This is a genomic window from Frateuria edaphi (assembly GCF_021117405.1).
Lineage (GTDB): Bacteria > Pseudomonadota > Gammaproteobacteria > Xanthomonadales > Rhodanobacteraceae > Frateuria_A > Frateuria_A edaphi.
In genome coordinates, this window is record NZ_CP088251.1 from 3,290,339 (window position 1) to 3,315,151 (window position 24,813).

23 protein-coding genes are annotated in these 24,813 nt (G+C 69.2%); 15 read left to right on the top strand and 8 right to left on the bottom strand.

All coding sequences use genetic code 11. The features are described 5' to 3' along the window. Positions 1 to 45 precede the first annotated feature (45 nt). Positions 46 to 1,278: a hypothetical protein gene (locus LQ772_RS15330; RefSeq protein WP_231321993.1), complete on the top strand. Its 1,233-nt coding sequence runs from the start codon at positions 46 to 48 to the stop codon at positions 1,276 to 1,278. Continuing rightward, positions 1,278 to 1,961: an HAD family hydrolase gene (locus tag LQ772_RS15335; RefSeq protein WP_231321995.1), complete on the top strand. Its 684-nt coding sequence runs from the start codon at positions 1,278 to 1,280 to the stop codon at positions 1,959 to 1,961. The genes LQ772_RS15330 and LQ772_RS15335 overlap by 1 nt, the downstream gene beginning before the upstream one ends. 116 nt (positions 1,962 to 2,077) lie before the next feature. Here LQ772_RS15335 and LQ772_RS15340 read toward each other — a convergent pair whose 3' ends face one another. The 3 genes from LQ772_RS15340 to secB all read right to left on the bottom strand — a co-directional run bounded on the left by LQ772_RS15340 (position 2,078) and on the right by secB (position 6,879). Then, positions 2,078 to 5,101, bottom strand: coding sequence for a DEAD/DEAH box helicase (locus LQ772_RS15340; protein WP_425600854.1), 3,024 nt, complete (start codon positions 5,099 to 5,101; stop codon positions 2,078 to 2,080). A gap of 233 nt (positions 5,102 to 5,334) precedes the next feature. Continuing rightward, complete coding sequence (locus LQ772_RS15345) at positions 5,335 to 6,360, bottom strand: NAD(P)H-dependent glycerol-3-phosphate dehydrogenase (RefSeq protein ID WP_231321998.1); 1,026 nt, start codon at positions 6,358 to 6,360, stop codon at positions 5,335 to 5,337. 12 nt (positions 6,361 to 6,372) lie between these two features. Next, positions 6,373 to 6,879: a protein-export chaperone SecB gene (secB, locus tag LQ772_RS15350; protein ID WP_231322001.1), complete on the bottom strand. Its 507-nt coding sequence runs from the start codon at positions 6,877 to 6,879 to the stop codon at positions 6,373 to 6,375. 298 nt (positions 6,880 to 7,177) lie between these two features. Between secB and rpmB the strand changes: the two genes are divergently transcribed. The 5 genes from rpmB (at position 7,178) to LQ772_RS15375 (ending at position 9,250) form a co-directional block, all read left to right on the top strand. Next, the gene (gene rpmB, locus LQ772_RS15355; protein WP_209619039.1) at positions 7,178 to 7,414 is read left to right on the top strand and encodes a 50S ribosomal protein L28; all 237 of its coding nucleotides are present in this window, start codon (positions 7,178 to 7,180) and stop codon (positions 7,412 to 7,414) included. Between the two features lie 10 nt (positions 7,415 to 7,424). After that, positions 7,425 to 7,592: a 50S ribosomal protein L33 gene (rpmG, locus tag LQ772_RS15360; RefSeq protein ID WP_017463578.1), complete on the top strand. Its 168-nt coding sequence runs from the start codon at positions 7,425 to 7,427 to the stop codon at positions 7,590 to 7,592. Between the two features lie 78 nt (positions 7,593 to 7,670). Continuing rightward, complete coding sequence (locus LQ772_RS15365) at positions 7,671 to 8,210, top strand: DUF4166 domain-containing protein (protein ID WP_231322002.1); 540 nt, start codon at positions 7,671 to 7,673, stop codon at positions 8,208 to 8,210. After that, positions 8,203 to 8,610 (top strand): thiol-disulfide oxidoreductase DCC family protein, encoded by a 408-nt coding sequence (locus LQ772_RS15370; protein ID WP_231322004.1) that lies wholly within the window; start codon positions 8,203 to 8,205, stop codon positions 8,608 to 8,610. The genes LQ772_RS15365 and LQ772_RS15370 overlap by 8 nt, the downstream gene beginning before the upstream one ends. Before the next feature lie 127 nt (positions 8,611 to 8,737). Then, positions 8,738 to 9,250, top strand: coding sequence for a DUF3016 domain-containing protein (locus LQ772_RS15375; protein WP_231322007.1), 513 nt, complete (start codon positions 8,738 to 8,740; stop codon positions 9,248 to 9,250). Positions 9,251 to 9,331: 81 nt separating this feature from the next. Here the strand turns inward: LQ772_RS15375 and LQ772_RS15380 are convergent, their stop codons facing one another. Then, on the bottom strand, positions 9,332 to 10,525 hold the full coding sequence (locus LQ772_RS15380) for a DesA family fatty acid desaturase (protein WP_231322009.1): 1,194 nt from the start codon (positions 10,523 to 10,525) through the stop codon (positions 9,332 to 9,334). A gap of 161 nt (positions 10,526 to 10,686) precedes the next feature. On the opposite strand from LQ772_RS15380, the gene LQ772_RS15385 reads away from it, so the two are divergent. The 6 genes from LQ772_RS15385 to mutM all read left to right on the top strand — a co-directional run bounded on the left by LQ772_RS15385 (position 10,687) and on the right by mutM (position 16,415). Then, positions 10,687 to 11,397 (top strand): ABC transporter ATP-binding protein, encoded by a 711-nt coding sequence (locus LQ772_RS15385; RefSeq protein ID WP_231322011.1) that lies wholly within the window; start codon positions 10,687 to 10,689, stop codon positions 11,395 to 11,397. Beyond that, positions 11,394 to 12,149 carry an ABC transporter permease gene (locus LQ772_RS15390; RefSeq protein WP_231322013.1) on the top strand — a complete coding sequence of 252 codons (756 nt, stop codon included), beginning with the start codon at positions 11,394 to 11,396 and terminating at the stop codon, positions 12,147 to 12,149. The genes LQ772_RS15385 and LQ772_RS15390 overlap by 4 nt, the downstream gene beginning before the upstream one ends. After that, positions 12,149 to 13,504 (top strand): GldG family protein, encoded by a 1,356-nt coding sequence (locus LQ772_RS15395; RefSeq protein ID WP_231322014.1) that lies wholly within the window; start codon positions 12,149 to 12,151, stop codon positions 13,502 to 13,504. Before LQ772_RS15390 ends, LQ772_RS15395 begins: the two co-directional genes overlap by 1 nt. After that, positions 13,504 to 13,989 carry a hypothetical protein gene (locus LQ772_RS15400; protein WP_231322016.1) on the top strand — a complete coding sequence of 162 codons (486 nt, stop codon included), beginning with the start codon at positions 13,504 to 13,506 and terminating at the stop codon, positions 13,987 to 13,989. Before LQ772_RS15395 ends, LQ772_RS15400 begins: the two co-directional genes overlap by 1 nt. Positions 13,990 to 14,129: 140 nt before the next feature. Continuing rightward, positions 14,130 to 15,536, top strand: a complete 1,407-nt coding sequence (gene gndA, locus LQ772_RS15405) for an NADP-dependent phosphogluconate dehydrogenase (protein ID WP_231322018.1) — start codon at positions 14,130 to 14,132, stop codon at positions 15,534 to 15,536. A gap of 51 nt (positions 15,537 to 15,587) precedes the next feature. Further along, complete coding sequence (gene mutM / locus LQ772_RS15410) at positions 15,588 to 16,415, top strand: bifunctional DNA-formamidopyrimidine glycosylase/DNA-(apurinic or apyrimidinic site) lyase (RefSeq protein WP_231322020.1); 828 nt, start codon at positions 15,588 to 15,590, stop codon at positions 16,413 to 16,415. A 9-nt stretch (positions 16,416 to 16,424) separates the two neighbouring features. Here mutM and LQ772_RS15415 read toward each other — a convergent pair whose 3' ends face one another. Then, positions 16,425 to 17,138 carry a 2OG-Fe(II) oxygenase gene (locus LQ772_RS15415; RefSeq protein ID WP_231322023.1) on the bottom strand — a complete coding sequence of 238 codons (714 nt, stop codon included), beginning with the start codon at positions 17,136 to 17,138 and terminating at the stop codon, positions 16,425 to 16,427. A 206-nt stretch (positions 17,139 to 17,344) separates the two neighbouring features. On the opposite strand from LQ772_RS15415, the gene LQ772_RS15420 reads away from it, so the two are divergent. Further along, positions 17,345 to 19,840: a S8 family serine peptidase gene (locus LQ772_RS15420; protein ID WP_231322024.1), complete on the top strand. Its 2,496-nt coding sequence runs from the start codon at positions 17,345 to 17,347 to the stop codon at positions 19,838 to 19,840. A 91-nt stretch (positions 19,841 to 19,931) separates the two neighbouring features. Here LQ772_RS15420 and LQ772_RS15425 read toward each other — a convergent pair whose 3' ends face one another. From LQ772_RS15425 to LQ772_RS15435, 3 genes are read right to left on the bottom strand one after another with little or no spacing between them, the layout of a single operon-like run. Next, positions 19,932 to 20,696, bottom strand: a complete 765-nt coding sequence (locus tag LQ772_RS15425) for a hypothetical protein (RefSeq protein ID WP_231322027.1) — start codon at positions 20,694 to 20,696, stop codon at positions 19,932 to 19,934. A gap of 37 nt (positions 20,697 to 20,733) precedes the next feature. Further along, positions 20,734 to 21,366 (bottom strand): thymidine kinase, encoded by a 633-nt coding sequence (locus LQ772_RS15430; RefSeq protein WP_231322029.1) that lies wholly within the window; start codon positions 21,364 to 21,366, stop codon positions 20,734 to 20,736. A 49-nt stretch (positions 21,367 to 21,415) separates the two neighbouring features. Beyond that, positions 21,416 to 22,714, bottom strand: a complete 1,299-nt coding sequence (locus tag LQ772_RS15435; protein WP_231322031.1) for an NAD(P)/FAD-dependent oxidoreductase — start codon at positions 22,712 to 22,714, stop codon at positions 21,416 to 21,418. A gap of 111 nt (positions 22,715 to 22,825) precedes the next feature. Here LQ772_RS15435 and LQ772_RS15440 point away from each other — a divergent pair, with 111 nt between their 5' ends. Beyond that, positions 22,826 to 24,805 (top strand): UvrD-helicase domain-containing protein, encoded by a 1,980-nt coding sequence (locus LQ772_RS15440; protein WP_231322032.1) that lies wholly within the window; start codon positions 22,826 to 22,828, stop codon positions 24,803 to 24,805. Positions 24,806 to 24,813: the final 8 nt, after the last annotated feature.

Genomic DNA, 24,813 nt, shown 5'->3' on the forward strand with positions numbered 1-24,813 from the left:
TGAGCGATCCGCCGGTATCCTCCCCGGACATCGAGGAGGGTGGCGATGACCCGATTGCGTGTTCCTTGTGTTGTGCTGTTTGCAGCATGGATGCTGCCGGCGATCGCGCTCGCCGGCTCGACGGCGACGGACGCCGTCACGGCAGCACCCGCATGGCACTGGCCGACCCGGCCGATCACCTCGCGCGCCCAACTCGATGCGTACCTGCATGACACGCCGACGGCCGCGTCACCGCTGAGCGTATTCACCCAGGTGGGGCTTCGGCGCTTCCTGGCCAGCCTGGCGTTTAACGACAAGCGCCTAGTCACATTCAGTACGGATGACCTGCGCTATGACCTGACCAGGGAACAGGCATGGGATGTGCTGCGCCTGTTCGGCAAGGAAAGTTATGCCATCGGACTGGGCGCGCGTACCCGGGAGCGTCCGGGTAAAACGCCCGAGCGACACGCCCTAGAAGGGGCCTACGACCGTCTCGCCAAGGCGCTGCAGGTCGATCCCGGCGGCACCTCGCTGGCCTCCATCTATGCAGAGGACTTTGCTCCCGCCCAGGCCCGTCTCGCATCCCTGGACGACAGGGATCTGGAGCTGCTTTTCCGCGCCACCGGCATCCTCGCCTCCACTCATCCGCAGTCGACCGCCTATCTAGCCGCGCTGGAGCGGGATTTCGCGCTGTTGGAACGGCGCGAACAGGTCGATCGGCCGTACGCAGAGACGTTGCACGGCGCATTGCTGATCGCCCATCGCCCGGACGAGGCGCGCGCACTGGTCGCCAGTCACGCGGGACTGGACCTGCAACCACCGCCCACCATGCGCAGTGCCGCCAGGATACGCACCGGCCGGCCCAGCGTATGGATCGTAGGCGGCGCGCATGAACTTTGGCGCCTGCCGCTGATGCTGCACGACACGGTCCAGATCGTGATCTTCGGCTCGCCAAATTGTCGTTATTCCCAGAACGCGGCACGGGACATCGAGGCCGATCCGGCCTTGCGGCGGTTGTTCCGCGCACACGCGCAATGGGTGGCCCCGGCAAGAAACATCGTGGACTTCGGGACCATGCAGTCGTGGAACCGGGACCATCCGGCGCAGAAGCTCGCCATCCTGCAGGACGACGACGAGCTTCCCTACGTCGCGAGTATGCGCACGCCGGTGTTCTACATCCTGCGCCGCGGCCAGCTGGCAGCCACCCTGGAGGGATGGCCTGGGCCGGATCAGCGGGACGCCCTGCGCCGGCACCTGGTAGCGGTGGGTCTGCTGCCGCCTCCGCAGGAGGCCCGCTGATGCTTCGGGGCCGCGCCGCTTTCCTGTTCGACCTCGACGGCACGCTGGTCGATAGCGTCTACCAGCACGTGCTGGCGTGGAAGGAGGCGCTCGACCGCGAGGGCATCGAGCTGGCGGTGTGGCGCATCCACCGCAAGATCGGCATGAGCGGCGGGCTGTTCACGCGCATCCTGCTGCGCGAGACCGGCATCGAGATCACCGAGGAGCGCGTGGCGCGGCTGCGCCGCTGGCACGCGGAAGCGTTCTCGCGGCGTGCCGAAGCCGGTGGTGTGCGCCCGCTTCCGGGCGCGCGCGAGCTGCTCGACTGGCTCACCGAGGCGGGCCTGCCCTGGGCCATTGCCACCAGCGGCCGCATGCAGACGGCGGCACACAACCTGGAGGCGCTCGGCGTCGACCCGGCCAAGGTGCCGGTGATCACCCGCGATGACGTGCGCCACGCCAAGCCCGACCCGGATCTGTTCCTGGCCGCGGCCGAACGGTTGGGCGTGGACATCCACCATGCGCTGGTCCTGGGCGACAGCATCTGGGACATGCTCGCCGCACAGCGTTGCCGTGCCCTCGGCGTGGGCCTGCTTTCGGGCGGCTACGGGCAGGAGGAGCTGGAGCGCGCCGGCGCGTTCCGCGTGTACGAGGACCCCGCCGACCTGCTGTACCACATCGACGAGGTCGCCGCGCGCGATTGACCCGCGCCTGCCGGCACCGCCGATCGAACGCCATCCCGCGGCGAGGGGTTTCAGCCGGCCGTTCTTCGCACCGTCGAAAGCAGTGGGTGGAAGCCCGCTCCACGCGGGCCGTGCGCTCAGCCTGGCGCGAGCAGCGCGTCCAGGTCGTCCTGGTCGAAGCTGAGCTTCTCGCGGGCGCCACCGCCTTCGAGCACCGCCTCGGCGAGTTCGGCCTTGCGCGCCTTCAACTCCTCGATGCGTTCCTCGACGGTGTCGGCGGTGATCAGCCGGAACACGAACACCGGCTTGTCCTGGCCGATGCGGTGCGCGCGATCGGAGGCCTGCGCCTCGGCGGCGGGATTCCACCACGGGTCGTAGTGGATCACGGTGTCGGCGGCGGTGAGGTTCAGGCCCACGCCGCCGGCCTTGAGCGAAAGCAGGAACAGCGGCACGTCGCCGTCCTGGAAGCGCTGCACGGGTTCGGCGCGGTCGCGGGTTTCGCCGGTGAGCATGACGTAGCGGATGCGCTTGCGATCCAGTTCCGCAGCGATCAGCTTGAGCATTTCGGTGAACTGCGAGAAGAGCAGCACCTTGCGGCCTTCGGCGAGCAGCGCCGGCAGCATGTCCATCAGCAATTCGAACTTGGCCGACTCGCGCACGCCGCGCGCGGCCTCGAGCTTGACCAGCCGCGGATCGCAGCAGACCTGGCGCAGCTTGAGCAACGCGTCGAGCACCACGATGCCCGAATGGGTGATGCCGCGCTGGGCGATCACTTCGCGCAGCTCCTCGGCGAGGGTGAGGCGCAGGCTCTCGTAGAGCTCGCGCTGGCGCCCGTCGAGTACCACGCGGCGGGTGATCTCGGTCTTGGGCGGCAGTTCGGACGCGACCTGCGCCTTGGTGCGCCGCAGGATGAAGGGCGCAAGCCGCCGGTTGAGGCGAGCCTGGCATTCGTCGTCGCGCTGCTTCTCGATCGGCACGCGGTAGTGGCGACGGAAGGCGCCTTCGTCGCCAAGCAGGCCGGGCACGGCCAGGTCGATCTGCGACCACAACTCGCCCAGGTGGTTTTCCAGCGGCGTGCCCGTCAGGCAGACGCACCGCGGCGCGCGCAGGCTGAGCACGGCGCGCCGCGCCTGCGTGCGCGGGTTCTTCACCTGCTGTGCCTCGTCCAGCACGATCAGCGCGAACGGCTGTTTGCGCAGGGTGACGACATCGCGCGGCAGCAGCGCATAGCTGGTGAGCACGATGTCCTGCGCGCCCAGTTGGGAGAAGTCGCCGCTGCGCTGTGGACCGTGTAGCGCGAGCACCGTGAGGTCGGGTGCGAAGCGCGCGATCTCCGATTGCCAGTTGGGGATGAGGCTGGTCGGTACCACCACCAGCGCCGGCTGGATCAGCGCACCGCGCTGCTTGAGCGCGAGCAGATGGGTGATCAACTGCAGCGTCTTTCCCAGGCCCATGTCGTCGGCGAGCACACCGCCGACGCCGGCCTCGGCCAGCGCGTTCAACCAGCGCAGGCCTTCGCGCTGGTACGGGCGCAGCTCGACCGTGAGGCCGTCGGGAATGGCGTCGCTGGCGCGCTCGGCGGCATCGCGCAGGCGCGCGGTGAAGCCGCGAAGTGCCTCGGGCGCGCGCAGTTCGCCGCCGCTGGGCAGCGCCTCGACCAGTTCCTCCAGGCGGCCAGCCTGCACGCGCGGCAGGTGCAGCTTCTTCTTCGGGCGCTCCAGGTACTCGGCCAGCGGCGCCAGCAGGCCGCGCAGTTCCTTCAGGCGTACCGGCACGCGGCGGCGCTCGTCGACCGGCGCGTACCACACGGCGTCTTCCGGCTCGTTCGGCGCGGGGCTCAGGTTCAACTGGTGCTCGGCCAGCGCCTGCGCCACCGCGGGCAGGAGGTTGTGCCGCTTGCCCTCGACCTCGATGCCGATCTCCAGGTCGAAGGCATGGTCGTCGGCGTCTTCGGTGGCGTTGCCGTACCAGCGCACCGGGCCTTCGAGCACTTCGAACGGGAAGCTCGGCGCGTAGTCGAGCTGGAAGCCTTCGGCCTCGAGCTTGGCGCGCAGCGCCAGCCAGCGTGCCGGCGTGTTCACCTCCAGCGCGCCGGCATAGCCCTTGCCGGGGAACAGCCAGGCGTCCTCGGGCAGGGTGTCGGCCAGGTCCCAGGGCAGGCCTTCGGTGTCCACGCCCGGAGTGAGCCCGACGCGCTCGAGCTGCTCCATCGCGGAGAGCTCCTCCGCGCGCCGGCGCGTGATCTCGACGAGGTGGCCGTTGCGCACGCGGCGGACCAGCGGCTCGCCGCCGCGGCCGGGCAGGCGCTCGCCGGCGTAGTCGAAGGCCAGCCGCGCATAGGCCAGCGGCGGCGTCCCGGCGGCCAGGCGGGCGTGGCGCGTGAGTGCGTGCAGGGTCAGCACCGGCTTGGGCGCAAGTTCCGCGCGGCGCAGTTCGTCGAATACCTGTGGTGCGGGCAGGCGCTGGCCGAGCGGGCTGTTCTTCAGCGCCTTGAGCAACGGCCGGCCGGCTTCGTGCCTGAGCGGCGGCAGGTCCAGCCAGTGGCTTTCGCGCTTGTCGGCCTCGAGCAGGCCCAGCGTGGCGCGTTCGGCGTCGAGATACCAAAGGCAATCGAGCCGCAGCAGGCGCTGGTTATGGCCGAGCGTGGGTAGCAGGCGCTGGCTGCCATCCTGTTCCAGGTGCCAGTGCCAGTTGAGCGGATGCGCCTTGCCGCGCGACAGGCGCAGGCCAGCCAGGCCACCGAGGAAACACGGCGCGGTATCGAGCATCTGCGCCAGCAGGGCGTCACCGATGTGACCGGCCAGGCGCACGTAGCTGCGGCCCTTGCGCACGTTCTGCGGCAGACCGAGCAAGGCAGCGGCCAGGTGTTGTTCGTGCGGTTGCAGCGGCGCCTGGGCGAGGTGGCGGCTGTCCAGCGGGACCGGGCGCACGTAGCGGCCCTGCTCGGCCACGCCCAGCGCCACCGGCGCGACGTCCAGGTGGGCCCAGGAAGCACCGTCCTCGGGCATGACCTCCAGGAAGAAGCCGAGCACCTGGGTTTCGGCGGGGAGCACCGCGGGCGGTTTGAACAGTCGACGCCAGGCCGGCGGCAAGCCCCCTCCGGTCATGTCCTCCGCCGGGGAGGCACGATCGGCAGGCTGCTTTTCGTCCGGTTGCTGCATGCGCATGCGGTCCGCTTGCCGGCCAAAACAACGAGCTTAGCAAGGGGATGGGTGGTGTGCGCGTCGAGGACGCAAGTTCGTGCGGGGCCGCGCCACGGGGCATGAGGTGGGCTTCAGCCCACCGCCCATTCACGCTGCATGGCCGGGTGTGGCCCGCCGTCGACCGGGAGCAACGTCGTGGGCCCCGGCCGTTCACCCCAACCATCTTCCCGGACGGGAGAGGGAGCCGTGGGTCAGGCGTTGCCGAACAAGCCTTGCGGGTATTCGGGCTTCTGCTCGCGCGACATCAGCATGCGGACGCCCTCGACCGGAGTGACCTCGCCGTGCAGCACGGCGCGCACGCCACTGGCGATGGGCAGGTCCAGGCCATGCTGTTCGGCCAGCCGGGACACCTCGTCGGCGGTCACCACGCTCTCGACCACCTGGCCGATCTGGCGCACGGCCTCGTCCAGCGCAATGCCCTGCCCCAAGGCCAGGCCGAGCCGCCGGTTGCGCGAGAGATCGCCGGTACAGGTCAGCACGAGGTCGCCCAGGCCGGACAGACCCATCAGGGTTTCCGGCCGCGCGCCGAGCGCCAGACCCAGACGCAGCATCTCGTTCATGCCACGGGTGATCAGGCCGGCGCGGGCGTTGAGGCCCAGTTGCATGCCGTCGGCCACGCCGGTGGCCACCGCCAACACGTTCTTCATCGCGCCGCCGAGCTCGGCGCCCAGCACGTCGTTGCCCGAATAGGCGCGGAAGTTCGGCGCATGCAGCAACGCGGCCAGCGACTTGGCGAAGGCCTCGTCTTCCGAGTGCACGGTGACGGCGCTGGGCAGCCCGGCGGCCACCTCGCGCGCGAACGACGGCCCGGTGACTACCGCGGCCGGCCGGCCCGGCAGCTTCTGCGCCACCAGCTCGTGCAGGAAGCGGCCGGTGCCCGGCTCGAAACCCTTGGTCGCCCAGGCGATCGCCGTGCCGGCGTCGAGCAGCGGCGCAAGCTCGTCCAGCATCGCGGCGAAGGCGTGGCTGGGCACCACGATCAGCACGATGTCGGCATCGCGCACGGCCGCGGCCAGCTGCGGCTCGTAGGCGAGCGCGGCCGGCAGCTCGAGGTCAGGCAGGTAACGCTGGTTGCGGCGGCTCTGCGCCATTGCCTCCAGCGCCGCGCGGTCGCGGCCCCAGAGGCGCGTGGTCACGCCGTTGCGCGCGGCCAGCGCGGCCAGCGCGGTGCCCCAGGAGCCGGCGCCGAGCACCGCGAGGATCGGTTGGTCCCGCATGGGTTGTCGCCGTCAGCTGTTGAGCGTCGGGGCCTCGCCGCCGCCCGCCGCGCGGCGCTGCTGCTCCGCGAAGAGAGCGTCGAAGTTGATCGGCTGCAGCAGGAACGGGGGGAACCCGCCCTCCAGCACCAGCGAGGAAATCACCTGGCGCGCATAGGGGAACAGCAGGTTCGGGCAGTAGCTGCCGATGATGCCGTCGTGGTCCTGCTCGTTGAAGCCCGCGATGCCGAACACGCCGGCCTGGTGGACCTCGGCCAGATAGGCCGTCCGCTCGCCGATGGTGCAGGTGAGGGTCAGGCTGAGCACCACTTCGTACAGGCTGTTGCCCAGGTCGGTGGCGCGCTGGCCCAGGTTGAGCTGCACCTGCGGCTGGACCTGGTCGTTCTCGCCGATGTCCTGGAAGATCTGCGGCGCGTTGGGAGCCTCGAAGGACACGTCCTTGACGTAGATCTTCTGCAGCATCAACTGCGGCATGGCCTGGCCGGCGGCCTGGTCGTTGGCGGGCGTGACTTCTGCCATCGGGAATCCCTCGAATTCGTGAGTGCGGGCGAGCAAAGAGGGCGATTGTTCCATACATCCGCACGCCCCGCCACGGTCAGGCGCCCCGGGCGACTTGCGCAGGATGCTGTTTTTCCGCGAGAATACGCGGCTCGACCGAGGCCGCCCCGATCTTTCGGGCTTCCGCGACGCGATGCGGGAACGCAAGCCGGCCACGCTCGATACGCAACACCCTCCAGCATCGCGTGGCGCCCCAAGCGCCGCTGAGCCGATGCCGCCCTGGCCAACGGGCGGTCAGATACCGATTACGGAGGCCCTCATGGCCCGTGTATGTCAAGTCACCGGAAAGGGTGTGCAGACCGGCAACAACGTCTCGCACGCCAACAACAAGACCCGTCGCCGCTGGTTGCCGAACCTGCACGAGCGCCGCTTCTGGGTCGCCAGCGAAAACCGTTGGGTGAAGCTGCGCGTTTCCAACGCCGCACTGCGCACCATCGACAAGAATGGCATCGAGGCCGTGATCGCCCAGCTGCGTGCGCGCGGCGAGAAGGTCTGAGGATTGAACCATGGCTAACAAGACCCAAGACAAGATCCGCCTGATCTCCTCGGCCGGCACCGGCCACTTCTACACCACGCAGAAGAACAAGAAGAACACGCCGGAGAAGTTCGAGTTCAAGAAGTACGATCCGGTCGTTCGCAAGCACGTGATCTACAAGGAAGGCAAGATCAAGTGATCTTCGAAGAAAAACCCGCCCCACGGCGGGTTTTCTTTTTGGGCGCGCGAAAGTTTCCGCTCGCTTATGATCCGCGCCATGGCTGACGCCCTGTTCCCTGCGCTGCTCGGCGAACAATGGCACGCACTGGCGACGCCGGTGCGGCGCATGCATGGCGATGCGCCGCGCGTGCGCGCCATCGGCCAGGCCGACGTGGCCGGCGCGAGCCACCTGCCGGCGCGCCTCCTGCGACGGCTGTTGGGCCTGCCCGAACCGGGTCCGGCACAGCCTCTGGAACTGTCCATCGAGCGACACCCGGGCCATGAAACCTGGACGCGGCGCTTCGCCCACGGCGGGATGCGCTCCCGCCTCACCCGGGCTCCGCGGGGCGATCGGCTGCATGAACGGCTCGGTCCGGTAACGCTGCATTTCGAACTGCGCCGTACAGGCGATGCGATCGACTGGCAACTTCGCGGTGGAAACCTGCTGGGCCTGCCGCTGCCACGCATGTGGTTCGGCTCGGTGCTTGCGCAAAGCGGCGCGCAGGAAGGGCGCTACAGCTTCCACATCGATACGCGATTGCCTTTGCTGGGCCGGCTGGTCGCCTATCGCGGCTGGCTGGAGCCGAGCGATGGCTGAGCGGGAGGACGTCATCGTTTTCGACGGGGTCTGCGTGCTGTGCAGCCGCTGGGTCGATTTCGTGCTCCGGCATGACCACGCGGGCCGCTTCCGGCTGGCCGCCATGCAGGGCACGCATGGGCGCAGGTTGCTCCAGGCGCACGGCCTGTCGGCGGACGACCCGGCGTCGTTCCTGCTCGTGCACGACGGGCGCGGGCATACCGATACCGATGCCATCGCGCACATCCTGCGTGAATTCGGCGGTCGCTGGCGCGTGGCCGCGTCGCTGCTGCTGGCGATCCCGCGCTTGTGCCGCGACCCGGCGTACCGCTGGATCGCCCGCCACCGGTACCGGCTATTCGGGCGGCGCGCGAGTTGCCGGTTGCCCGAACCGGCGCAGTCCTGGCGTTTCCTCGACTAGAGCAGCTCGGCCAATCCCGGCTGTCCACCCGGCGCGCGCTCAGGCGTTTCCACGCAGGCGCAAACCCCGCGCCGCGTTTGCGTTCCATCCCCCAGCCTGGTGCTGCATCGCCTACCGGAGATACGCCATGTCCAAGCTCCCCTTCCGCCCCACCTCAGGCCTGGTCCTCGCCTTCGTTGTCACCACGGCGGCGGCCGCCACCGGCACGGTTACCGTCCGTTACGACCATCCGGAAAACTTCACCGAAACAAAGGAAGTGCGCGCCTTCGCACCCATGCGCGCCGATTCGGCCTACCTGGACACCCTCAAGCGCTACATCGAAACCAAGGCGGCGACCGAGCTTGGGCAAGGCCAGACCCTCGACATCGTCGTGACCGACATCGATCGCGCCGGCTCCTATGCGCCCTCGGTGGGTTCGTTGCAGCCGGTGCGCGTGGTCAAGGACGTCTATCCGCCGCGCATCACGCTGCACTTCCGCCTGCTGGACAGCGAGGGGCAGGTGGTCCGCGAAGGCGACCGCACGCTCACCGACCTGGGCTTCATGTACGACAGCCCGGGCGGGTCTTCCAGTACCGATCCGCTGCGCTACGAAAAGCGCACGATCGATCGCTGGCTGGCGCGGGGACCGGCAAAGCTGTAACGCCGAAGTCACAGGGCTGAAGCCCACCCGGCAAAAAAAAGCCCGCCATGGAGGCGGGCTTTTTTTCATGCATCAGGCCGTTCAGGCGTTGGCGACGCGGTAACCCTTCAGCCGTGCCGCGAACTCCTGCAGCGAACGGATGCCGCTCTGTTCGGCCTCGGCGATCCATTGCTGCAGGCCCTTGAGAGTCTGCTCGGCGCCACGCTGCTCCATCAGGGCCGCCAGGCGGGTGCGGAAGTCGCACACGGTGCGCAGCGTGGGACGCTTGGCCAGCACGGCCTGCAGGCGCGCGCTGCCCTCGCTGTCCAGCCAGCGGCCGCCGTCGGCCAGCGCGTGGCGCATCCGGCGCGGCATTGCCTTGAGGTTGTCGCCGGCGTGGGCGGCTTCCTCGCGCAGGGTCGGCATGATCACGCCGCGGTAGTAGTCGGTCATCGCCTGGAAGCGATGGGTCAGCACCGCCTTGAGCGTCTCAGCATCCGGCAGGCTCACGTTCGGACGCACGTCCAGGGCCGGCGCCACGCGAAGCACCTTGGCCAGGCCCACGGCGCGCAGCCCGCAGATCGCCGCCCAGCCGATGTCGAACTCCCACTTGCGCAGGGCGAACTTGGCCGAGCTGGGGAACGCATGGTGGTTGTTGTGCAGCTCTTCGCCGCCGATCCAGAAGCCCCACGGAATCAGGTTGCGCGCGGTATCAGCACTCTCGAAGTTGCGGTAGCCGGCCCAGTGGCCGACGCCGTTGACGAAACCGGCCGCCCAGAACGGGATCCAGATCATCTGCACCGCCCACAGCGCCGCGCCGATCACGCCGAAGAGCGCGAGGCTGATGAGCAGCATCAAGGTCGGGCCCCAATACGGATGGGCGCCATAGAGCTTGTGCTCGACCCAGTCATCGGGCGTGCCGCGGCCGTACTGCTCCATGTCCTGCTTCGACTCGCAGGCATCGCGGTACAGCGAGACGCCGTCCCAGAACACCTTCTTGATGCCGTAGATCATCGGGCTGTGCGGATCTTCCTCGGTCTCCACCTTGGCGTGGTGCTTGCGGTGCACCGCCACCCACTCCTTGGTGACCATGCCGGTGGTCAGCCAGCCCCAGAAGCGGAAGAAATGCGCCAGCGCCGGGTGGAAATCCACGCCGCGATGGGTCTGGCTGCGATGCAGGTAGAGGGTCACCGTGAAGATGGTGAGCTGGGTCACCACCAGCATGTAGACCAGCATGGCAAGCCAACTGGCGTGGGTCACGCCGTTGGAAAGGAACGTCAGCACCGTGTCGAGCATCAGGAAAACACCGGGGAAGTTGAAAGGCAGTCTATCGGAGGGGTTTCCGTACCCGCCAGCATGGCGCATTGCGCTTCGCGCATGCGTGAAGCGCCCCGCAGGTTGTGCAAACGTGGGGGCGCCGTGACAATCATGCAATGACTCTGCCACAACCGCTGTTAATGCTTGAGAAAGCCAGCCGCCGCCGCGCCGGGCGGGCCGCGGTGCGGGACCTCGACCTCACGCTCGATCGCGGCCAGGTGCTGGGCCTGCTGGGCGTCAACGGCGCCGGCAAATCGACCACGCTGTCGATGATCGCCGGCGCGCTGGCGCCGGACGGTGGTCGCATCCTGCTCGACGGCGCGGACCTGGCCGAGCACCCGGCATCCGCCCGCCGCCTGGTGGGCTGGCTGCCCGAACGTGCCCCGCTGTGGCAGGAACTGACGGTGGGGGAACATCTGGACGCGCACGGTCGCCTGCGCGGACTCACGGGCGCGGCACTCAGGCAGGCGCGCGTGCGCATGATCCAACGGCTCGAACTGGCCCCGCTGGAACACCGTCTCGCGGGCGTGCTGTCGCAGGGCCAGCGCCAGCGACTGGGGCTCGCCTGCGCGTTGCTGCACCAGCCGGCGCTGCTGGTGCTGGACGAGCCCGGCAATGCGCTCGATCCGGTGCAGGTCGCCGCGCTGCGCGCGCTGATCCGCGAGCAGGCCACGGCGGGCACGGCGGTGATCCTCTCCACCCACGTGCTGACCGAAGTCACCGCGGTGTGCGATCGCGTGGCGATCCTGCACGATGGCACGCTGCGTTACGAAGGTGCCCTGGACGCGCACGATCACGCCGCGCTGGAACAACGCTTCTTCGCCATCGCCACCGCGAAGGCGGCCGCATGAGCGCGCTGGCGATGACGCGACTGGAGTTGCGCCGGCTGTTCGTGCGTCCGCTTGCCTGGGTGCTTGGCGCACTGACACTCGCCTGGCTGGCGTGGAACTTCACGCTGCTGCTGGGCAGCTTCCTGGCCGCGCAGATTCGCTTGGCCGCCTTGCCCGACGGCCCCGGCTACACCGACCTGGTGGCCGTGCCCTTGCTGGCCAAGCTGGCCGAGCTCGCTTTCCTGGTCGTGCCGCTGCTGTCGATGTCCGCACTGGCCGGCGAACGTCGCGAGGGGCGCCTGTCGCTGCTGCTGGGCATGGGCCTTGCCCCGTCGCGCATCGTACTCGGCAAGTACGCCGCGCTGCTGGTGTGGCTGCTGACCTGGCTGGCGCTGGTGCTGGCGATGCCCGCGGCGCTGGCCCACGCGACCGCGATCGACTGGGGCAAGCTCGCTGCCGCGGCGCTGGGCATGGCGCTGCTGCTGGCCTCGCTGGCCGCGCTGGGGCTGGCCTGTTCGGCGTTCGCCTCGCACCCGGCCATCGCCGCGGCCGCCGCGCTGGTGCTCACGTTGGGGCTGTGGGCGGTGAACATGGGGGCGCAGTTGGCCGGCGTGGATGACGGCACGATCAACTGGCTGGCAATGAGCTCGCACCTGCAGCCGCTGCTGCGCGGGCTGGTGACCAGCGTCGACGTGGCGTGGTTCGCGCTGCTGGCGACCGTCTGCCTGGCGCTGGCCATCCGTCGCGTCGCGACGGAACGGGAGCGCGGCTGATGCGCACGCTATTCGGACGTCTGGACGGCTGGCTGTTCGCGCTGGCCCTGCTCGTCGGCGCGGGCGCCGTCGGTTACCTCACGACCCGGCATGTCTTTGTCGCCGACTGGACCGCGGGCGGACGCGCCAGCCTGTCGCCGGGGAGCCGCGCCGTGCTGGGCCAGCTCCATGGCCCGGTCGAGATCGTCAGCTATGCCAACCCGCAGGGAGACCTGCGCCCGACCATCGCCGGCTTCCTCGAACGATATCGCCGGGTCAAGCCCGACCTCACGCTGCGCTTCGTCGATCCGCAGCAGGATCCGGCGAAGATGCGCGAACTCGGCATCACTGTCGACGGCGCGATCATCGTGCACTACGGCAATCGCGAGCAGCGGCTGGACGAGCTGTCCGAGCGCAGCCTCACCAATGCGCTGGAGCGCCTGGCGCGCGGCGGCGAACGCATCGTCGCCTTCGTCACCGGCGATGGCGAGCGCCGCGCCGATGGGCAGGCCAACGCCGACCTCGGCACTTTCATGGCGCAGCTGGAGAGCCGCGGCATGCGCGCGGTGCCGCTCAACTTCGCCCAGGTCACCGCGGTGCCCCAGCACACCGACCTGGTCGTGCTGGCCAGCCCTTCGCTGCCGCTGGAAGCCGGCGCCGTGCGCGCGCTGGTCGATTATCTGGCCAACGGCGGCAACCTGCTGTGGCTCACCGAGCCGGCCAACAGCGACCTGAACCTTGCGCCGCTAGCCGACGCGCTGGGCCTGCGCGTGCTGCCCGGCGTGCTGGTCGACGGCGGCGGCGCGGCGCTTGGCCTGAAGGATCCGCGCCTGATCGCGCTGGGCGCCTATCCGCCGCACGCGATCACCCGCGGCTTCCTGCTGACCACGCTGTTTCCGCAGGTTGCCGCGCTGGCCCAGGTCAACCGCAACGACTGGGCGGTGCAGGACTTCCTCGAATCGGGTCCGCAGAGCTGGACCGAGTTTCAGCCGATCGGGAACGACGGCAGCTCGACCATCCGCTTCGACGCCGCGGCAGGCGAGTTGAAGGGGCCGCTGGCCTTCGGCCTGGCGCTCTCGCGGCTGTCGCCCAGTCCCGACAAGAGCCAGCAGCGCGTGGTGGTGGTCGGCGATGGCGATTTCCTTTCCAACACCTTCCTGGGCAACGGCGGCAACCGCGCGCTGGGCGAGCGCGTGTTCGACTGGCTGCTCGGCGACGACGCACTGGTGAGCCTGCCGCCGCGCGGCGCGCCCGATCGCGTGCTGGAGATCACGCAGGCCGAACTCAACGCGCTGAGCCTGGGTTTCCTCATCGGGTTGCCGGTGTTGCTGCTGCTCGTCGGCGGCGTACTGACCTGGCGTCGGCGCCGGCGCTGATGCGACGCAAGGCACGACAGCGCTGGATCATGCTGGGCATCGCGCTCGTATTGGTGGCGCTGGCTTCGATGCAATACCTGCACGACCAGCGCGAGGCGCCCGGCACGCTGCTGGAGCTGGAACCGGCCGCGATCACCTCGGTGACGCTGGCCCTGTCCGGCCAGCCGCCGGAGAGCTACCGCCGCCGCGATGGCCACTGGTGGCAAGCCGACGGCCAACGCGCCGACGATGGCCGCCTGCAGGAGCTCACCGAAATCGCGCAGGCGCCGGTAGTGGCCTGGCGGCCGGACGCGGATTTCGACGCCGCGAAAATCGGGTTGGCACCGCCGGTCGCGCGGCTCGCGCTGGATGGCCACGTACTGGATTTCGGCACCACCGCCGTGACCGGGCCGCTGCGTTACGTGCGCGCAGGCCACCGGATCGCGCTGGTGCCATTGCGTTACACGCCGCGCCCGGCCACGCAGGACGCCGAGCGTATCCACTGACGCCTTCGCAGGGCGGGCTTCACCACAGCACCGCCTGGGCGAGGATGCCTGGCGGACGAAGCCCACCCAACGCCTATGCGGTGCTTGTGGCGCGCGCGGGTGAGCCCATATTGGACGGATCAAGTCCAGAGGAGCGCGCGATGAGCCTGCAGGTGATGGGTGTGTTCGGCATGGGCGTGATGGGTCGCAGCCTGGCGCTGAACATCGAAAGCCGCGGCCATGCGGTTTCCGTCTACGACCATGATGGCGCCTTCACCGACCAGGTCATGGCCGCCCATCCCGACCGCCGCCTGGTGGCGTTCCACGAGTTGCCTGGTTTTGTCGCGTCGCTGGAACGCCCGCGCCGCATCCTGCTGATGATCAAGGCCGGTCCGCCCGTCGACGCCATGCTGGAGGCGCTCAAGCCGCTGCTGGAGGCCGGCGACATCGTGATCGACGGCGGTAACAGCTACTACCGCGACACCATCCGCCGCGAGCAGGCGATGCAGGCGGTCGGCTTGAACTTCATCGGCTGTGGCATCTCCGGCGGCGAGGAAGGTGCGCTGCACGGACCCTCGATCATGCCCGGCGGCCCGCGCGAGGCCTACGCGAAAGTCGAACCGATCCTCACCGAGATCGCCGCACGCGCGCCCGACGGCACGCCCTGCGTGGCGTGGATGGGCCCCAACGGCGCGGGGCACTACGTGAAGATGGTCCATAACGGCATCGAGTATGGCGACATGCAGCTGATCGCCGAGAGCTACGCGATGCTGCGCCAGGTGCTGGGGCTGTCCAACGCCGAACTGGCGCGGATCTATGCGGACTGGAACCGCGGCGAACTCGACAGCTATCTGATCGGCATCACCTCGCACATCTTCACCCACAAGGATCCGGACACCGGCAACGACCTGGTCGACATGATCCTCGACCGCGCCGCCCAGAAAGGCACCGGCCAGTGGACCTGCCAGGACGCGCTGGAAATGCGCGTGCCGTTGCCGTTGATCACCGAGGCGGTGTTTGCCCGCGGCCTGTCGGCGCAGAAGCAAGAGCGCATCGCCGCCAGCCGCGTGCTGCATGGGCCCACGGCCGGCTTCGGCGGCGACCGCGTGGCGTTCGTCGAGTCGGTGCGTCGCGCGCTGTACCTGGGCAAGCTGGTTTCCTACGCGCAAGGCTTCGCCCAGCTGCGCGCCGCGTCCGCGGCGCACGACTGGGACCTGGACTACGCCACCACCGCGAGCATCTTCCGCGCCGGCTGCATCATCCGCGCCGGCTTCCTCGAGCGGATCATGGAGGCCTACACGCGCGACCCTGCGCTTTCCAACCTGATGCTCGATCCCTATTTCGCGGACGTGGCACGCGAGTACCAGCAAGCCCTACGCGAAGTGGTCGGCACCGCGGTGCGCCAGGGCGTGGCGGTCCCGTGCCTGGCGTCGGCGATCGCGTGGTTCGACGGCTACCGCAGCGAGCAACTGCCGGCAAACCTGCTGCAGGCGCAGCGGGACTATTTCGGCGCGCACACGTTCGAGCGCGTCGACCGCCCCGGCAGCTTCCACGTCGACTGGGAATGACCGCCCGCTCCATGCCGGACCCCACTGGTGGGCTCCTACAATGCCCTCGCCATGCCTGAGCTTCCCGAAGTCGAAACCACCCGCCGCGGCATCGCCCCGCACGTCGAGGGCCGCCGCGTCACCGACGTCGTGCTGCGCCGCCCCGACCTGCGCTGGCCGATCCCGCGCGAGGTGAGCGAGCTGCTGCCGGGACAGCGGATCGACGCGGTCGAACGGCGCGCCAAGTACCTGCTGCTGCACACGCAGGCCGGCAGCGCGCTGATGCACCTGGGCATGAGCGGCGTGTTGCGCGTGCTGCCGCCGGATGCGCCGCTGGGTACGCACGACCACGTCGACATCGTGCTCGCGGCCGAAGCGGGCCGCGCCGCGCGCGTGTTGCGCTTCACCGATCCGCGCCGCTTCGGCTGCCTGCTCTGGCAGCCACCCGGCGAAACCCACGAGCTGCTCGCCGCGCTCGGCCCCGAGCCGCTTACCGACGCCTTCGACGGCGACGTGCTCTGGCACCTCTCGCGCGGGCGCAGCGCGGCGGTCAAGCTGTTCCTGATGGACAACGCGGTGGTCGTGGGCGTGGGCAACATCTACGCGAGCGAGGCACTGTTCGCTGCCGGCATCGACCCGCGCCGCGCGGCCGGCAAGGTCTCGCGCGAGCGTTACGCGCGGCTCGCCGCGGAGGTCAAGCGCATCCTCGGCTGGGCGATCGAGCGCGGCGGCACCACGCTGCGTGACTTCCTCAACCCGGACGGCGCGCCCGGCTATTTCTTCCGCGAGCTCAACGTTTACGGTCGCGCCGGCGAACCGTGCAAGGCATGCGGCACGCCGATCCGCCAGGCGGTGCTCGGACAGCGCTCGACCTTCTGGTGCCCACGCTGCCAGCGCTGAGCGCCGGGTTCATCGCCCCCCGTACAGCTGCTCGGCACGCTGGAAAAGCACCCAGCTGGTGGCGATCACCTTCTCGCCCCCACGCGGGCGATTGCCGCGATGGGTGTGCGTGAACGCGGCCGGCGCCAGCAGCAGCGCACCGGTGCGCGGAACGATCTTGCGCTTCTGGTAAAGGAATTCGGTCTCGCCATCGACGAAACCTTCGTTGAGGTAAAGCGTCCACAGCAGGTGGCGGTGCAGCGTCTCGGCGTGCGCGTCGCGCGGGTAGAGCTCGCAATGCCAGTAGGGGTAGCCGCCCCGATCGGCGGCGTAGCGCTGCAGGTTGATCGCGCCGGGGCGGAACACCGTCTCGACCAGTGGCGCCAGCATCGCGTCGTCCATCGCCCGCAGCCGTTCGGGCGTGAGCCGCTCGGATGTCCCGCCCTCGCCGGGTACCTGCAGCATCAGCGGTGCCACCAGCGCGTGCGGGTAGCGGCGCAGATACTTCAACAACCCGGTGAACACCGCCTGGTTGAGCGCCGCCTCGGCCTCCCGCCACGCGGGCAGGCCGCTGATGCCAAGGTCCTGGCTGTCCTTCAGCTCGGGCAACACGCCCGCGCCGACGCGGCCCGGTCGCAGTCCCTCGCTCATGGCCAGGCGCTCGACCAGCGCCGCGCAGGTGGCCGCCGGCAAGGCCTCCGGATAGAGCTCGATGAAGTCGTCTTCAGGCGAAGAGGCAGGCATGCGGGGCGTCAAGGTTCAGCTGCGGGAAAGCCATCCTCGCATGCGTCCTGCCACCGGCAAACGCTTGCCTGGTGCGGCCTGCCGAGCCTCCCGCAACACAGGCGACCATACGCCCAGGTGTGGAAGCAGACGACCGGGTGTTCACGCACGGCTGCAAATGCTGGCCTGGATCGCCCCATTCCGCGGGCGTCTCGGGGAGCTTACGCATGCCATCGAAGTTCATGCCGTCGATCAGACACACCGCCTTCCGCCTCTGCGCCATCGCCGCGGGCCTCCTCGCGAGCGGCGTCGCGCTCGCGGACGCCCAGCTCGACCCGCAACTGCTGACCCAGATGGGGAGCGCGGCCAGCACCGATCCGCTGCAGGTGGTGGTCACCTACAAGCAATCGGGCCCGGTCACGGCCGACCAGCTGGCCGTGCTCGAGTCGCTCGGCATCACCCGCGGCCTGACCATGCACACGCTGCCGATCGCCGGTGCACTGGCGACGCCGGCGGAGATTCGCGCACTGGCCCAGCGCGACGATGTGCTTTCGATCTGGGCCAACCGCCGCCTGACCTACCTGGACGCGGAGGCGAACGGACTTTCCGGTGCCGCGCGCACGGTGGCCAATCCCGCCGATTACCACCGCGCCATTCCGTTCAGCGGCAAGGGCGTGACGGTGGAGATCAACGATTCGGGCATCGACGCGACGCACATGGACCTGCAGTACGGCACCCACGTGGTGCAGAACACGCAGGCCGTGACCAACCTGGCCGCGCTCGACACGATGCTGCCGATCACTTACCTCGAGGGCGTGCCGAACAGCGACTGGGGCTCGGGCCACGGCACGCATTGCGCCGGCATCGTGGGCGGCAACGGCGCGCGATCCAACGGACTGTACGAGGGCGTGGCGCCCGGCGCCGACCTGGTCGGCTATGGCTCGGGCGCCGTGCTGCTGGTCCTCGATGCGGTCGGCGGCCTGGACTACGCGGCCACCCACCAGTTCGGCTTCCGCAACCCGATCCGCGTGGTCAGCAACTCGTGGGGCAGTTCCGGCAAGTTCGATCCGGCCGATCCGGTGAATGTCGCCTCATACGAGTTGTACAAGCGCGGCATCGTCAGCGTGTTCGCCGCCGGCAACGATGGCCCTGGCGAGGATACCCACAACCCCTACGCGCAGGCGCCGTGGGTGATCTCGGTGGGCGCCAGCGAGAAGAATGGCGTGCTGACCGACTTTTCCTCGCGCGGCAAGCGCGGCGAGAGCGGCACGTTCGCCATGCCCGACGGCCGGCAGTGGACCTACGTCAACGAGCCGACCATCGTCGCGCCGGGCGTGGACATCATCTCCACCCGCGACAGTACCGGCACGCTGCCGGCGCTGGCCGCGCAACAGGATGCCGAGGTCATTCCCGCGGCCTACCTGCCCTTCTACACGATCATGAGCGGCACCTCGATGGCTACGCCGCATGTGGCCGGCATCGTGGCGCTGATGCTGGAGGCCAACCCGGGCCTCACGCCGGCACAGGTGCGCGACATCCTGGAACGGACCGCCACCAACATGACCGGGCGGCTGGGCTGGGAGGCCGGCGCGGGCCATGTCAACGCCTACACGGCGGTGGCCGAGGCGGCCGGCATACGCGCTGGCTTCGGCGGCACCGTGAACGCGCTGCACAGCTTCAACAGCAACGCGCTGGTCGTGCCGGGCGCCCCGCCGATTCCGTTCTCGGTCGATTTCGCGCCGGTGGGCCCGGTCGGCGAGCAAAGTTTCACGGTGGGGCCGGAAGTCGCCTTCGTCAGCGCCCGCGCCACCATCGGCACCAATACCCTGGCGCTGGTGCTGATCGACCCCGACGGCGAGGAGTACGGCTCGGCGATCGCCTTGCCGGTGCTCGGCGACACCGTCACCACCGGCGCGCCGGCCAAGCCGGGCGTGTGGAGGGTGACCGTGCGCGGCATCGGCTCGGTGTCCGGAACCGGCCTCGATCCGCTGAAGGTGACGAACGGATACGGTGCGCCCGGCACGGTCACTGGCGAGGTGAGCTTCCTCAACAGCGGCGGTTACACCGGCCTGGGCGACATTGCCGCCCATCCGGCGCGCGAGGCGATCGAGTTTGCCGTCGCCCACCGCCTGGTCGATGGCCTGGCCGATGGCCTCTACCATCCCGACGATCCGCTCAAGCGCCGTGACCTGGCCCGGTACCTGGTGATGGGCGCGAGCGTGCGCCAGTACCTGCCGTTCGACGGCCAGCCGAGCTTCACCGATCTGGACACCGGCGCCAGCGCCTATCCGTTCGCCGAATCGGCGATCGCCCCCGGCGGCGCATTGCGCGACACCGGGCAGCGCCAGGACGGCGTGATGAACCTGTGGGGCGGGCAGTTCCATCCGACCGACAGCGTGACGCGGCTGAGCCTCGCCTATTCGCTCGTGCAGAGCCTGGCACTGCAGGACGAGGCGCGCGCGTTCACCGGGCCGCTGACCGCGTTCTACGAAGGCCAGCGCATTCCTGTCGACGACGCCGGCACGATACCGGCCAACCTGCGCGGCTACGTGCAGCTGGCACTGGACCGGGGCGTCATCAACGCACGCTTCAAGGTGACCCAGGGTCCGTACGACCTCCAGCCAACGATGCACGCGTACTTCGACCCGAACAAGGTCGTCACGCGCGCGGCCTACGCGGTGGCGGCCGGACGCTACATGACGCTGTACCAGAGCGGGCAGTAACTGGCTGAGGTGACCGGCGGCCAGCGCGTCGCCGGTCACTCACCCAGCGCGTCGGCCCATCGGCGACTGGCGGTCACGAGCACAAACCCGCTCACACGGGCCAGTCGAACGCGACGTGGGTATTGTTGAAACGCGGATCGTCCAGGCTGCCGCCGGGATGGGCCACCAGCTCGCCGGGCAGGCCTTCGACCTCCATCGGCTGGCCTTCGGCGAAGCGCGCGCCGAGTGCCTGCAATTCAACCAGCCGCTCGCACAGCACGCCTGCCTGGCCGGCGTGCGCATCGGGCACGCCGCGCAGGCACAGGTCAGGACGGCCGAACTTGCGCAGCCCTCGGGTGTGGATGACCGAGCGGCCGTGCTCCTCGTCGGCCTTGCGCAGGATCAGCACGTGGTTGCGCGGCGGTGCGCCGCCCGTGACCAGGTAGTGCCGGCGCCATGCCCCGGCGTCGAACAGGGTCAGGATCTGTGGATCGAGGATCGCGCTGCCGCCCACGTCCAGCAGGCCGGCGAGCACGCCCAGCGTGTCGCGCAGGTAGTCCAGGCTGTCGCGGTCGGAAAGCTCGCCTCGCACTACCAGCACGTCCGGCGCGGCGCGAGCCTGCTCGAAGGCGGCCGGCGCGTCGTCCTTCAATAGCTCCCCCAGCGCGCCCTTCAGCGGATAGCCCTCCCAGCCGCGCAGCGCGTTGTGGCCGAAGCGCTGCAGTGCCACGCCATCGGGCAGGCCCTGGCTCGCGTACCGCGCGGCCGGGATCGCCAGGTCCGCGGCGAAACGGCCGAAGACGTAGAAGTGCAGCACGATGGTCTCGTCGCTGGGCTGCCAGTACGGGCGTGGCCAGGCTTCCGGGGGTGCGGTCATGGGTGTCCTTGGGGAAGAGAGCGCTGGCCCGGCGAAGTCAGGGCCGTTCGTCCAGCGGCAGCACGCTCTGCTGCAGTTCGATGCGGCCGCGACCCTCGGTGATGTGCTTGAACTCGGCGCGACTGACCGAGACATAGCGATCGTTGCCACCGATCTCAACCTGCGGGCCTTCGGTCACCGCGCGGCCCTGTTCGTCCACGCGCACCACCATGGTGGCCTTGCGGCCGGTGTGGCAGATCGTCTTGATCTCGTCCAGGTTGTCGGCCCAGGCCAGCAGGTAGCGGCTGCCCTCGAACAGCTCGCCGCGGAAATCGGTGCGCAGGCCGTAGGCCAGCACCGGGATGTTCAGCCGGTCGACCACGTCCGACAGCTGCCACACCTGCGCCTTGGAGAGGAACTGCGCTTCGTCGACGAACACGCAGTGCAGCGCGCCCCGTTCGTCGATGTCCTTTTCGACCAGCGCGAACAGGTCCTCGCCGGCGCTGAAGCGTCGCGCGTTGGCCTTCAGCCCGATACGCGAGGCGACCACGCCTTCGCCGTAGCGGTTGTCCAGCGCGGGCGTGAGGATCAGCGTGCGCATGCCGCGCTCGTGATAGTTGTACGCGCTCTGCAGGAGCGTGGTGGTCTTGCCGGCATTCATTGCCGAGTAATAGAAATAGAACTTGGCCATGATGTCGGCGACGCCGGACCGGTCAGCGGAAACGCGCCATTGTAGGCGACTATTCGGCGCGCGCCTGGGCCAGGCGGTAGCGATGTCCAGCCCACCACTTGCGCAGGTTGGCCAGCACGGATACGCCGTAGACGAGCTTGAATACGCGCAGCCTGAGCAGCACCGGCAGCGGATCGAACAGGTCGCCGGCCAGCATCGAGATCACGCCCTGCTCCAGCTGCCAGGTGTTGCGCGGCGAGGCGAACATGCGCCGCATCACCGGTTCGTTGAAGCGGTAGATGAAGAAGGCGAAGCGCGCCATGCCCTTGCGCAGGCGCTTTTCCAGCGCGCGCTGCAGTGCCGCTTCGCGCTTCGGCTCACGCAGCGCCCCGTCGACCACCTCGACGGCACGTTCGGCCGCGTCCATCGCCAGAAACACACCGGAGGAAAACACCGGATCGAGGAAGGCGAAGGCGTCACCGACCAGCATCCAGCCCGGGCCGCTCATCGCCTTCGAATCGTAGGAATAGTTCCCGGCGGCGCGCACCTCGTCGATCGGCTCGGCGCCCTCCAGCCGCTGCCAGAGCTGGGCGTTCTGCCTGAGCGTGTCGAGCAGGAACTCGCGCGCGTCGCCGCGACGGCGCTTCAGGTACTCCGGCCAGCACACCGCGCCCACGCTCATGCTGCCGTCGGGTAGCGGGATCATCCACATCCAGCCGTGCTCGAAGCGATAGATGCTGACGTTCCCGGCGTCCTCGCCGGGGCGGCGCGCCGCGTTGCTGAAGCGGGTGAACAGCGCGGCACTCTGGTGCTGGCGGTTCTTGCGCTTGAGCTTCTTCTTCGTCGACAGGAAGGCGTCGCGACCGCTGGCATCGAGCAGGTAGCGCGCCTCGATGGTGTAGCGCCCGCCCTCGTCGGTCTTCACTTCCAGGCGCGCCTGCCGCGGCCCGATCTGCTCGACCGCGACCACCTGCTGACCTTCGCGCGCATCGGCGCCGCACTCGCGCGCGTGGTCGTAGAGCATCTTGTCGAAGTCCTGCCGCCACACCTGGTAGCTGTGCGGCGGGCTCTTGCACAACGCGCGGCCGAAGGAGAAGACGTTGTAGCCGCGTTCGTTGTCCGTTTCGAAGTCCGCGCCGGCCTTGAACACGCCCATGGCGTGCACCTTGTCCAGCACACCCAGGCGCTCGAGGATCGGCAGGTTCATCGGCAGCAGCGACTCGCCGATGTGGAAGCGCGGGTGGCGCTCCTTCTCCAGCGCGATGACCTTGTACCCGCGCCGCGCCAGCAACGCCGCGGCGGTGCTGCCCGCCGGCCCGCCGCCGATGATTGCCACGTCGCACGACTCGATTGGTTTGTGCTGCTCCATCCGCGCTCCCCCGGGCGACTTTGCGATAGCCGCCTGATTATGGCCGATGCGTCCCGGCGCGCCAGAGGGGCTCTGCTACCATCGGCCTCCGCCCGCACCGCCGCCCGCTCCATGCTCAATCCACAACAACTGGCCGCCGTCGAACACTGCGACAGCCCGCTGCTCGTGCTCGCCGGCGCCGGCTCCGGCAAGACCTCCGTGATTACCCAGAAGATCGCCCACCTGGTCCAGCGGCGGAAGCTCTCGGCCAGCCGGATCGCGGCGATCACCTTCACCAACAAGGCCGCGCGCGAGATGCGCGAGCGCGTGGGCAAGCTGGTCAGCAGCGAGGATGCCGCGGCGCTGACCGTGTGCACCTTCCACGCGCTGGGCCTGAAGTTCCTGCAGATCGAACACGCGCGCGCGGGCCTGCGTCGCGGCTTTTCGGTGCTCGATGCCGACGACAGCGAAGGCATCGTCAAGGAGCTGGCGCCCAAGGGCGTCAAACCGGATGTGCTGTTCGGCATTCGCAATCTGCTGAGCCGCGCCAAGAACGCGGGCCTCTCGCCGGAGGAAGCGTTGGCCGCCGCGCGCGCGCCTCGCGAACTGGAAGCGGCGACGATCTACCAGATGTACCAGCAGCGCCTGGCCGCCTTCAACGCGGTCGACTTCGACGACCTGATCCGCCTGCCACTGCGCATTCTCGAATCCGATGCCGAATGCCGCGACGCCTGGCGCGAGCGCCTGCGCTACCTGCTGGTGGACGAATATCAGGACACCAACGACGCGCAGTACCGGCTGCTCAAGGCGATCGCCGGCGAGCGCGGCAGCATCACCTGCGTGGGCGACGACGACCAGTCGATCTACGCCTGGCGCGGCGCCAACCCGGAGAACATCGACCAGCTCGGCCGCGACTGGCCGAACCTGCGCGTGATCAAGCTGGAGCAGAACTACCGCTGCGGCAAGCGCATCCTGCGCGCGGCCAACCAGCTGATCGCCAACAACCCGCACCTGCACGAGAAGAAGCTCTGGAGCGAGCACCCGGAAGGCGCGCCGATCCGCGTGCTCGAGTGCAAGGAGGCCGAGCACGAGGCGGAGAAGGTGGCCGCCATCGCCACCACGCTCGCCGAGAAGCACAAGGCGCGCTGGCACGACATCGCCATCCTGTATCGGGGCAACTTCCAGGCGCGCCCGCTGGAGAAGGCGCTGCGCCTGGCGCGCATTCCCTATCACCTGACCGGCGCGCTGTCCTTCCTCGACCGTGCCGAGGTGAAGGACCTGCTCTGCTACCTGCGCCTGCTGACCAACCCCAGCGACGACGCGGCGTTCCTGCGGGTGGTCAACGTGCCCAAACGCGAAGTCGGCGCGACCACGCTGGAGAAGCTCGGCCAGCTGGCGCAGTCGAAGCACTGCTCGCTGCTCGAGGCCACTCGCAGCGACGCGGTGCTGCGCCAGCTCACCCCGCGTCCGGCCGCGGCACTGGCCGGTTTTTCCGAGCTGCTCGACGAACTGCGCAGCGCCTCGCTGCACGAAAGCGCGGCCGACCTGGTCGAGCGCATCCTCAAGCGCACCGGCTACGCCGCGCACATCGCCGCCAGCACGCCCGATGCGAGCTTGCGCGATCGCCGCATGGCCAACCTGCAGGAATTGGCCGACTGGTTCCGCGCCATGGCCAAGGGCAACACCGCCGGTGACCTGGCCGCGCAGCTGGCCCTGCTCAGCCACGCCGATCGTGACGAACCCGGCAACGCGGTGCGCATGATGACGCTGCACGCGGCCAAGGGCCTTGAGTTCCGCTTCGTCTTCATCGTCGGTTGCGAGGACGGCACGCTGCCGCACGAGGGTGCCATCGACGAGGGGCGCATCGACGAGGAGCGGCGCCTGATGTACGTGGGCATCACCCGAGCCAAGGAACTACTCACCCTGTCCTGGTCGTCCCGCACCAAACGCTACGGCGAGATCCACAACAACCAGCCCAGCCGCTTCCTGCACGAACTGCCGCAGGCGGACCTGCACTGGCAGGGCAAGGATCCGGAAGCGGACAAGGAAATCGTGCGCGAGACCGCCGAGTCGCACATGGCGAAGATCGCCGCGATGCTGGCGGGCGGCTAGCCGGCCGC